The 235-nt window shown below is 49.6% G+C and carries 1 protein-coding gene; it reads right to left on the bottom strand.

The window, feature by feature from the left end:
* The coding region (locus A3757_RS06250; protein WP_369819538.1) for a hypothetical protein at positions 1-114 on the bottom strand (114 nt) is incomplete at its 3' end.
* Between the last annotated feature and the right edge of the window lie 121 nt (positions 115-235).

The raw sequence follows: 235 nt of genomic DNA, 5'->3' as shown, positions 1-235 counted from the left end.
CTCTTCTAAAAAGTCCAATAGCTCCTGAAAATCTTGCTCTGTTTCACCCGGAAAACCAACAATGAAGGTGCTTCTTATCGTAAGTTCAGGACATATCTCGCGCCAGGAACGAATGCGATCGATGACCTTCTCGCTGTGCGCAGGACGTTTCNTTGCTTTACGTATTCTCCTGTAGAGGGCGCGCCAGCAAACGTCTTGGCGAATCAGGTCCCCGAAGAAGTGAAGGAGAGTAGGC

The organism is Oleiphilus sp. HI0117 (genome assembly GCF_001635235.1).
Note: the sequence above shows the minus strand (reverse complement) of the source record. Positions and strands in the feature narration are given on the sequence as shown.